The following is an 8,529-nucleotide window of genomic DNA, read 5'->3' on the forward strand; positions in this document are numbered from 1 at the left end:
CCGTTCGTGGATGTGGAGGACATTGCGGACGTGGCGGTGGCGGCGTTGACGGAGGCGGGGCATGCGGGCTCGGTGTACGAGCTGACGGGGCCGCGGTTGCTGTCGTTCGCTGATGTGGCGGTGGAGTTGTCGCGGGCGGTGGGGCGTGAGGTGCGGTTCGAGGCGGTGTCGTTGGAGTCGTACCGGCGGGTGTTGGAGGAGGCGGGGTTGCCGGCGGACTTCGCGGAGCTGTTCTCGATGATCCTGGACGGTCGGAACGCGTCGTTGGGTGACGGGGTGCGGCGGGCGCTGGGTCGTGAGCCGCGGGACTTCGCGGACTACGCCCGGGAAGCCGCCGCCTCGGGCGTGTGGAACGCGTGACCGGCTGCAGGTCCGTGGTTGAACCGGCGGAACCGGCCCACCCGGCGGAACCCGCCGACCCGGAGAGCAACACCTGCCGTGCGTACGGCAGTTCAGTAGATCGTCGGTGCCGGGCGGCGCCGGCCGCCTGATCGTCCACCCCGGCTGCGGCCGGGAGCGGTGAGGAGGCCGGTGCGCCGGGTGCCGGGAGGGTCCCCGCGCAGGGCGGGGACCGGGGAGAACCGAAGGATCACCGATGAGCACACACCAGACTGCGACTCCTGCTTCCTACACCGCTTCACAGACCTTCACCGGCCTCGCCCCGGGCGGCGCGGGCGCGCCCGCCACGCGCAGCAAGGCCACCGGGCCGCTGCTGGTGGGTGCCACCGTCGCGATGGGGCTGATGGCGGGGCTGTTCTTCGCCTTCGACGTGTCGGTCATGCCGGGCCTGGCGGCGAGTGACGACCGCACGTACGTGACGGCGATGCAGCACATCAACAAGTCGATCGAGAACGGCATGTTCGGCCTGGTCTTCGTCGGCGCCTTCGTCGCGACGGGTGTCGCGGCGTGGCTGCTGCACAAGGCGGGCCGGCGGCAGGCGGCGCTGTGGGCCGCGCTGGCTACGGCGCTGTACGTGGTGGCGCTGATCGTGACGATGGGCGTCAACATCCCGCTCAACAACCAGCTGGCGGCGGCCGGCGACCCGTCCCAGATCCAGGACTTCGCCTCGGTGCGGGCGCACTTCGCGGACAGCTGGGTGCCGGTCAACATGCTCCGCACCGCGCTGTGCACGGGCGGTCTGCTCGCGCTGACCCGATCCCTGGTGCTGCACGGGCGCTCCGGGCGCTGAACGAGGCCGCCCCGCAACGCGATCGACGCCCCCGACGGAGCCCGTCGGGGGCGCTCGACGTGCCCGGTGAGCCCGCCGCGCCCGGGCCGTATCCGCCCGCATCCGCCGACGTTCGACCGCATCCGCCCGCATCCGCCCGCATCCGCCCGCTCGGAACCGCCGCGTGCCCGGCTGTGACCGGTCGCGAACGTCGTCCGGAGTCCGTCCGGTTCGGCCCGTCGTGCGGTCGGCCGGACCTGGCCGGATCCGCCCGGTTCCGCCACCCGGCGGGTCGCGGCCGCCCTGCCGTCGGAGCAGACTGGCCGTCGGCACCGGAGTTCCGACCGCAGGGGGCAGGCATGTCCGTACGACTCGGCAGGCGCGGGAAGCTCGCGGCGATCCGGACGGCGGTCGGCGCGCTCGCCGTCGCCCTGGCGGCGGGTGCGACGGTCGCACTGCCCGCCGCACCGGCGGAAGCCGCGGGCGGCGGCACGGGCGGCGGCAAGGTCGTCTACCTCACCTTCGACGACGGGCCGAGCTCCGCCTACACGCCCAAGGTCCTTGCCACGCTGGCCCGTTACGGGGTGCGCGCGACCTTCTTCGAGATCGGGCAGAACGTGGCCGCCCACCCCGCGCTGACCGCGGAGGTCGCCAGGCAGGGGCACAGCGTGCAGAACCACTCCTGGTCGCACCCGGACCTGCGCAGGCTCTCCGGCTCCGCGCTCGACTCCCAGGTGAGCGCCACGGACCGGGCGATCCGCGCCCGGACCGGCCGCACCCCGACCTGCCTGCGCCCGCCGTACGGCGCGCTCAACGCCACCGTGCGCTCGCACGCGGCGGCGCTCGGCAAGCAGGTCGTGCTCTGGTCGGTCGACCCGGCGGACTGGTCCCGCCCGGGGGCGGCGGCGATCCGCTCACGGGTGCTGGACAGCGTCCGCCCCGGCTCGGTGATCCTGCTGCACGACGGCGGCGGCGACCGCAGTCAGACGGTGGCCGCGCTGCCGGCCGTCATCTCCACGCTCAAGGCGCGCGGGTACGGCTTCGCCACCCTGTGCGGCTGAGGCCGCCCAGGGTGGCGTCGGGTGAAGCCCGAAGGCCGTCGGTGAAGTCCGGGGCCCTCGGTGAAGGCCGTGGGCCGTCGGGTGGACCCCGAAGGCCGGCGGACCCCGGTCAGCTCTGCCCGTTGAGGACCAGCGCCCAGGCGAGGAAGCCGAGGGCGGCCGTCGAGAGCAGGGCCCGCACCACGTTGAAGCGCACCCAGCGCGCCTCGAAGCGGCCGCGCACGCCGGCCGGGTCGGCGATCCGCTGCGGCGTACCGGCGGCGGCCAGCTCGTCGTTCAGCGGGATGTTGACCGAGCGGGTGACCCCGATCATCGCGACGTACAGGACCAGCGCGGCGATGGTCGCCGGCAGCACGTCGTGGCCGTCCGAGGGCAGGTGCAGGGCGACCGCGGCCGCCGTCGTCAGGAGGGCGCCGACGAAGCCGAGGACGAACCAGCCGTTCAGGATCGCCACGTTGACGCGCTGCATGACCTCGATGAAGGTCCGGTCCTCCACCCGGGCGAGCGCGGGCATGACCGAGCACGCGTAGGCGTAGAACAGTCCGGCGGTCAGTCCACAGGTGACAGTGGCCGCCACCAGGACGAGTGTGCGTGCCGTTTCCATCGTCGTGAGCCCCTCACTTCTCGCTGTCGGTATCGCTGCGTCGCTGTCGCTGCGTGTCGCTTCCTACCCCCGTGGGCAGATCATCCGGCATTTGACGCCCGCGAGCCACCTCGATCACTCAAGAGTCCCTCAAATGACGAGCCGTCAAATGATGTCTTGCCGTCTACACTTGTCGGCATGGACACTCTGACGGGACTCCTCGACGGCCCCAAGGCCCGCGGCGCGTTCCTGCTGCGGTCGATCCTCACCCCGCCGTGGTCGCTGCGGATCGAGGACCGGGCCCCGCTCTCGGTCGTGACGATGGTCCGCGGCGCCGCGTGGATCCTGCCCGAGCGCGGCACCCCGCTGTTGCTGCACCCGGGTGACGTGGCGATCGTGCGCGGCCCGGAGCCGTACACCGTCGCAGACGACCCGGACACGCCGGTGGACGTGATCGTCGGCCCGGGCCAGGTCTGCACCAAGGGCGGGGTGGACGTCTCCGAGGTGATGTCGCTCGGCGTCCGGACCTGGGGGCAGGGCCGTGAGGGCGACATGGCCTCCTCAGTGGTCCTCTCCGGCACCTACCAGGCCGAGCACGAGATCGGCCAGCGCCTGCTCGGCTGCCTGCCCGCCCTGCTGGTGCGCCCGGCCGGCACCGGCGCCGACGACACCCTCGTGCACCTGCTGGCCGCCGAGATAGGACGCAACGAGCCCGGCCAGGAGCTCGTCCTGGACCGCATCCTCGACCTGCTGGTGGTCTCCGTCCTGCGGTCCTGGCTCGCCGCCCCCGACTCCGGTGCCCCCGCGTGGTACCGCGCCCAGCACGACCCGGTGGTCGGCCCGGTCCTGCGGATGATGCACGACGATCCGGCCACCGCCTGGACGGTCGCCGAACTCGCCCAGCGGGTCGGGGTCTCCCGGGCCGGCCTGGCGCGCCGCTTCACCGCCCTGGTCGGCGAGCCCCCCATGGCCTACCTCGCGGGCTGGCGCCTGGCCGTCGCCGCCGACCTGCTGCGCGAGCCCGAGTGCACCGTCGCCTTCGCCGCCCGCAAGGTCGGCTACAGCAACGCCTTCGCCCTCTCGGCGGCGTTCAAGCGGGTGCGCGGCATCAGCCCGCAGGAGCACCGCCGCCTCGCCGCCACGGGCACCCCGCCGCAGCCGGTGGGCTTCTCGGGTCCGGCGGAGACGGTGATCCTGGCGGGCTGATGCGGAGGCGGAGGCGGAGGCGGAGGCGGAGGCCGGGGCTGAGGCCGATGCCGGGGGCTTCCGTCCGATAGTGCTTTCCCGTTTGCCTAAACCGTTTAGGTAATCCCATACTGGCCGTAGTGCGTCGGCGTACCAGTGCGCCGACGCGTCGGCGCGCGCCGGTACGGGAGGAAACACATGGCACGGGCAGGACTGACCGTCGAACGCGTGGTCGTCGCGGGCGCCGAACTCGCCGACCAGGTCGGGTTCGAGCAGGTGACCGTCGCCGCCGTGGCGCGCGGCTTCGGCGTCCAGACCGCCAGCCTGTACTCGCACGTCAAGAGCTCCCACGACCTCAAGACCCGGATCGCCCTGTACGCCCTGGAGGAACTCGCCGACCTCGTCGCCGACGCCCTCGCCGGCCGGGCGGGCCGCGACGCGCTCGGCGCCTTCGCGGACGCCTACCGCGACTACGCGGCCCGCCACCCCGGCCGCTACGACGCCACCCGGCTGCGCCTGGACGCCGAGACGGCCGCCGCCAGCGCCGGCGTCCGGCATGCCCAGATGACCCGGGCGATCCTGCGCGGCTACGACCTCACCGAGCCCGAGCAGACCCACGCGGTCCGGATGCTCGGCAGCGTCTTCCACGGCTACATCAGCCTGGAGGCGGCCGGCGGCTTCAGCCACACAGCCGTCGACGCCCGGCAGTCCTGGGACTGGATCATCGACTCCCTCGACACCCTGCTGCGCCAGGGCGGCGCCCGCCCGACCGCCTGAACGGCCGACCCCCTGAACGCCCGACCGCCTGAACCGCCCGTGCGGCGCGCCTCGCTGCCCCCGCCGGTACACCGACCCGGAGAAGACGCAAGCGCCATGACCGCGATCACCACCCCCGTCACCGAGGACCTGCTGCACGGCCACCTCGACGTCGAGCACACCCGCCGAGGCCTGCTGCCGCACCGGCTACCCGCCGGCGCCCGCCGACAGATACCCGACGACCAGCTCGCGATGGCCGAGGCCCAGCCCTCCGGCGTCCGCCTCGCCTTCCGCACCCGCGCCACCGCGGTCACGCTGCACGCCGTCCCCACCAAACGCGCCTACCCCGGCGTCCCCGACGTGCCCGACGGGGTCTACGACCTCCTCGTCGACGGCGTCCTCACGGCTCAGACCACCGTCCCCGGCGGCAACCTGCGCACCATCGACCTGGCCACCGGCCGCTTCGAGTTCACCGAAGGGCCGCCCGGCAGCGCCCGGTTCACCGGCCTGCCCGCCCGGGACAAGACCGTCGAACTCTGGCTCCCGCACACCGAGACCACCGAACTGATCGCGCTCGAAACGGACGCACCCCTGCAGCCCGTCCCGGCCGGCCCGCGCAAGCGCTGGGTGCACCACGGCAGTTCGATCAGCCACGGCTCGAACGCCACCCACCCGACCGGCACCTGGCCCGCCCTGGTGGCCAACGGCGCCGGGCTCGACCTGGTCAACCTCGGCTTCGGCGGCGGCGCCCTGCTCGACCCCTTCACCGCCCGCGCCATCCGCGACACCCCCGCCGACCTGATCAGCCTGAAGCTCGGCATCAGCCTCGTGAACAGCGACGCGATGCGGCTGCGCGCCCTCACCCCGGCCGTCCACGGCTTCCTGGACACCGTCCGCGAGGGCCACCCGACCACCCCGCTGCTCGTGGTCTCCCCGCTGCTCTGCCCGATCCACGAGGACACCCCCGGCCCGCTCGCCCCCGACTTCAGCAGCGGCACCCTCCGCTTCCGGGCCACCGGCGACCCGGCCGAACGCGCCGCCGGCCGCCTCACCCTCACCGTCATCCGCGAGCACCTGGCCCGCATCGTCGCCGAACGCCGCGCCGACGGCGACCTCGCCCTGCACCACCTCGACGGGCTCGCCCTCTACGGCGAGCCCGACTACGGCACCCACCCGCACCCCGACGGCCTCCACCCCTCCCCGGAGGCCCACCGGCTGATCGCCGAGCGCTTCACCCGGCTGGCCCTCACCCCGGGCGGCCCGCTGGCGCCCTGATTGCGACGAAGGCGCTGACCGTTCGTCACGGCCGGGGTACGACGGGGACTACCGAGGCGGCACTACTCCGTGCGTAATGACCCGGACGTAGCCCGTCCGGCGTTCGGGGATCAGGGGTTGTGAAGATTCTGTGCGCGCTGCACACTCGTTCCCGCTCGACCCGAACACCCCGACACAGGAGGTCAGATGACCAGCTCCGTGCTCCAGGCCTCGACCAGGCGCCTGGGAGTCCTCGCGGCTCCGCTGCTCGCCCTCGCCACCCTCGGGCTCGCCGCCCCCGCCCACGCGGACGCTGCGCCGAGCGTCACCGTGCTCTGCGACTCCGGCAACAGCGTCTGGTCCTGCGACGCCTATGCCACCGGCGGCAGCGGGAACTACAGCTACTCGTGGAGTGCGGTCAGCAACGCGGGCTTCTTCTCCGGCCGCACCGCCCCGAGCGCCTACGGCCCGTGCCGGACGAACCTGGCGGCCACCGTGCAGGTGACCGTCACCGACAACGGAACCGGTGCCAGTGTCACCCAGCAGGGTCGGTTCTTCTGTTACGCCATCGCGCCGTAACGGCGGCCGGTCCCGGCGACCCGGATCGACCGAATGAGGCCCCGCGCACCAGCACGGGGCCTCACACCGTTCGGCCCCGATCCCGGCCGGATCCCCGCGGAGATCCCTCGCGTCGGACCCCCGCTGACGCTCCCCTCCGGCCGGCAGTCGCCCGGGGCGTGACCGTGCGGCCCCCCGGCCCCGCCCGCGCACCCGGGCACCCGCACGCCCGGGCACCCGCACGCCCGCGCTCACGCCGTCGGCGGAAGGGCGAGCGCGGTCATCAGAATGTCCCGGTGCACGCCCCACTGGCCCGTGCCGACGTCGTCGTGGTGAGGATGCCGGGCGGTGAACGTGCCGTCGGGGTGGACCGCGACGGTGATCGCGGCCAGCGCCGTCCACCGGCGGGTCAGCGGGTGGACGGCCTTGTAGACCGCCTCCTTGGCGCTGAAGAACACGGCGTCCCAGGGGACCTCGCCCACCGGGAGCGCGGCGAGCCCCCGCCGCTCGTCCTGGCAGCTGACGAGGTCCAGGACCCCGTGCGGGAGCGGCCGGACGGGCTCGGCGTCGATGCCCAGCGAAACGTGCCGACCGGTACTCGTCACGGCACAGGCGGTGTAGCCGCGGGTGTGGGTGATGCTGCCCGCGGCACCCGAGGGCCACTGCGGCGCACCCCCGGGCCCGGGCAACAGGGGCACCGGCGGATGGCCCAACTCGGCGAGGGCCCGGCGGGCCAGCGTCCGGGCGGTGGTGAACTGCTGCCGGCGACGCGGGGACCGGTCCCGGATGTAGGCCGCCTCCGAAGGGTGGAGACGGCCCGCATCCAGGGGGCCGAACGCCTCGGCGCAGTGGACGTACGGCGGGAGCAGCGAGCCCAGGACGCCGGCGGGAGCGGTGGTGGTCACGGCGGTCAGCGGCCGGCCAGGACCAGCTGGTGGGTGTGGTGGGCGATGAACCGGGGCGTTTCGAGCGGCAGCATGTGCCCGGTCCCCGGCACCTCGTGCAGCGTTGCCTGCGGGAGCGCGGCGGCGAGCTCCTGACTGAAGCTCGGCTTCACGACCTTGTCCTCCGTACCCGTGATCACCACGGTGGGCGCCGTGATCCCGGCGAGACCGGCCCGATGGTCCATCTCCTGCGTCGAGGCGAAGCAGGCGGCACGGGTCTGCGGCAGCGTACGGGCGAACAGCCGGCGGTTGGCCTCGCGGGCCTCCAGGGTCGCCCGCGGCCCGTGCGTCTGCCCGAGCAGCTTGCGGCCCAGCCACGGCGTCCGGAGCGCCCGGCTGAACAGCTGGGAACCCATCATCTTCACCTCGTTCGCCGGGGTCTCCTGCCCGTGCGAAGCCGTGGACACCAGCACCAGCCCGGCGATCCGCCTGCCCGCATCGGCCGGCCGCGCCGCGGACAACTGTGCCGCCCAGGCGAGCGCCGCGTAGCCGCCCCCCGAATGCCCGACCACCACGACCGGCCGCTCCGGCGTCGTCAGCGTCCCCACGACGGTGTCCAGATCCCGCGCGAGCCGCTCGATGCCGATCGCCTCCCGCCCGACCGTCGACGAGCCGTGCCCCCGCTGGTCGTACGTGGCCACGGTGTGCCCCGCCGCGGCCAACTGGCTCGCGGTGCTGTGCCAGACCGTCCGGGAGGCGGCCCACCCGTGGACGAGGACCACGAGCGGCCGCGCCAGGTCGGGCGTCGCGGGCTGGTGGACCGTGATGGCAAGACGCGCGAAGTCGTCCGTGGTCGCGGTGTGATCGGTGGCGGTGACGGCGTGATCGGCCGGCAGCGCGGGGATTTCGACGGCGGTCTGCATGAGGCCCTCCTGTTTCCGATTGTGGTTTCCGGCGCTGTAATTCGGCGCTGTTATTCGGCGGTGTTGTTGGTGAGGTGGTGGTGGAGGTTGGTGAGGGCGTGTTGGGTGGCGGTGGTGTGTTTGTAGGTGAGGTTGGTGAGTTTGTGGAGGAGTTTGG

10 protein-coding genes are annotated in these 8,529 nt (G+C 73.5%); 7 read left to right on the plus strand and 3 right to left on the minus strand.

Translation table 11 applies throughout. The features are described 5' to 3' along the window. From ABT048_RS41260 to ABT048_RS41270, 3 genes are all read left to right on the plus strand, one after another. The coding region (locus ABT048_RS41260) for a Rossmann-fold NAD(P)-binding domain-containing protein (RefSeq protein WP_502894142.1) at window positions 1-360 on the plus strand (360 nt) is incomplete at its 5' end. 235 nt (window positions 361-595) lie between these two features. Continuing rightward, window positions 596-1,189 (plus strand): anthrone oxygenase family protein, encoded by a 594-nt coding sequence (locus ABT048_RS41265; protein WP_350526796.1) that lies wholly within the window; start codon window positions 596-598, stop codon window positions 1,187-1,189. A 338-nt stretch (window positions 1,190-1,527) separates the two neighbouring features. Next, window positions 1,528-2,229 carry a polysaccharide deacetylase family protein gene (locus ABT048_RS41270; protein ID WP_350526797.1) on the plus strand — a complete coding sequence of 234 codons (702 nt, stop codon included), beginning with the start codon at window positions 1,528-1,530 and terminating at the stop codon, window positions 2,227-2,229. A gap of 109 nt (window positions 2,230-2,338) precedes the next feature. Here the strand turns inward: ABT048_RS41270 and ABT048_RS41275 are convergent, their stop codons facing one another. Further along, entirely contained in the window at window positions 2,339-2,806 is a 468-nt protein-coding gene (locus ABT048_RS41275) for an anthrone oxygenase family protein (protein ID WP_350526798.1), read from the minus strand. A gap of 204 nt (window positions 2,807-3,010) precedes the next feature. Between ABT048_RS41275 and ABT048_RS41280 the strand changes: the two genes are divergently transcribed. The 4 genes from ABT048_RS41280 to ABT048_RS41295 all read left to right on the plus strand — a co-directional run bounded on the left by ABT048_RS41280 (window position 3,011) and on the right by ABT048_RS41295 (window position 6,586). Further along, a complete protein-coding gene (locus ABT048_RS41280; protein WP_350526799.1) occupies window positions 3,011-4,018 on the plus strand; it encodes an AraC family transcriptional regulator in 1,008 nt (335 codons plus the stop codon). A gap of 177 nt (window positions 4,019-4,195) precedes the next feature. Beyond that, window positions 4,196-4,774, plus strand: a complete 579-nt coding sequence (locus tag ABT048_RS41285) for a TetR/AcrR family transcriptional regulator (RefSeq protein ID WP_350526800.1) — start codon at window positions 4,196-4,198, stop codon at window positions 4,772-4,774. Window positions 4,775-4,870: 96 nt separating this feature from the next. After that, window positions 4,871-6,028 (plus strand): SGNH/GDSL hydrolase family protein, encoded by a 1,158-nt coding sequence (locus ABT048_RS41290; protein ID WP_350526801.1) that lies wholly within the window; start codon window positions 4,871-4,873, stop codon window positions 6,026-6,028. Between the two features lie 186 nt (window positions 6,029-6,214). Continuing rightward, window positions 6,215-6,586 (plus strand): hypothetical protein, encoded by a 372-nt coding sequence (locus tag ABT048_RS41295; protein ID WP_350526802.1) that lies wholly within the window; start codon window positions 6,215-6,217, stop codon window positions 6,584-6,586. A 230-nt stretch (window positions 6,587-6,816) separates the two neighbouring features. Here ABT048_RS41295 and ABT048_RS41300 read toward each other — a convergent pair whose 3' ends face one another. Continuing rightward, a complete protein-coding gene (locus tag ABT048_RS41300) occupies window positions 6,817-7,470 on the minus strand; it encodes a 4'-phosphopantetheinyl transferase family protein (protein WP_350526803.1) in 654 nt (217 codons plus the stop codon). A 5-nt stretch (window positions 7,471-7,475) separates the two neighbouring features. After that, the gene (locus ABT048_RS41305) at window positions 7,476-8,372 is read right to left on the minus strand and encodes an alpha/beta fold hydrolase (protein WP_350526804.1); all 897 of its coding nucleotides are present in this window, start codon (window positions 8,370-8,372) and stop codon (window positions 7,476-7,478) included. Window positions 8,373-8,529 lie beyond the last annotated feature (157 nt).

It is taken from the genome of Kitasatospora sp. NPDC096140 (genome assembly GCF_040303045.1).
GTDB lineage: Bacteria > Actinomycetota > Actinomycetes > Streptomycetales > Streptomycetaceae > Kitasatospora.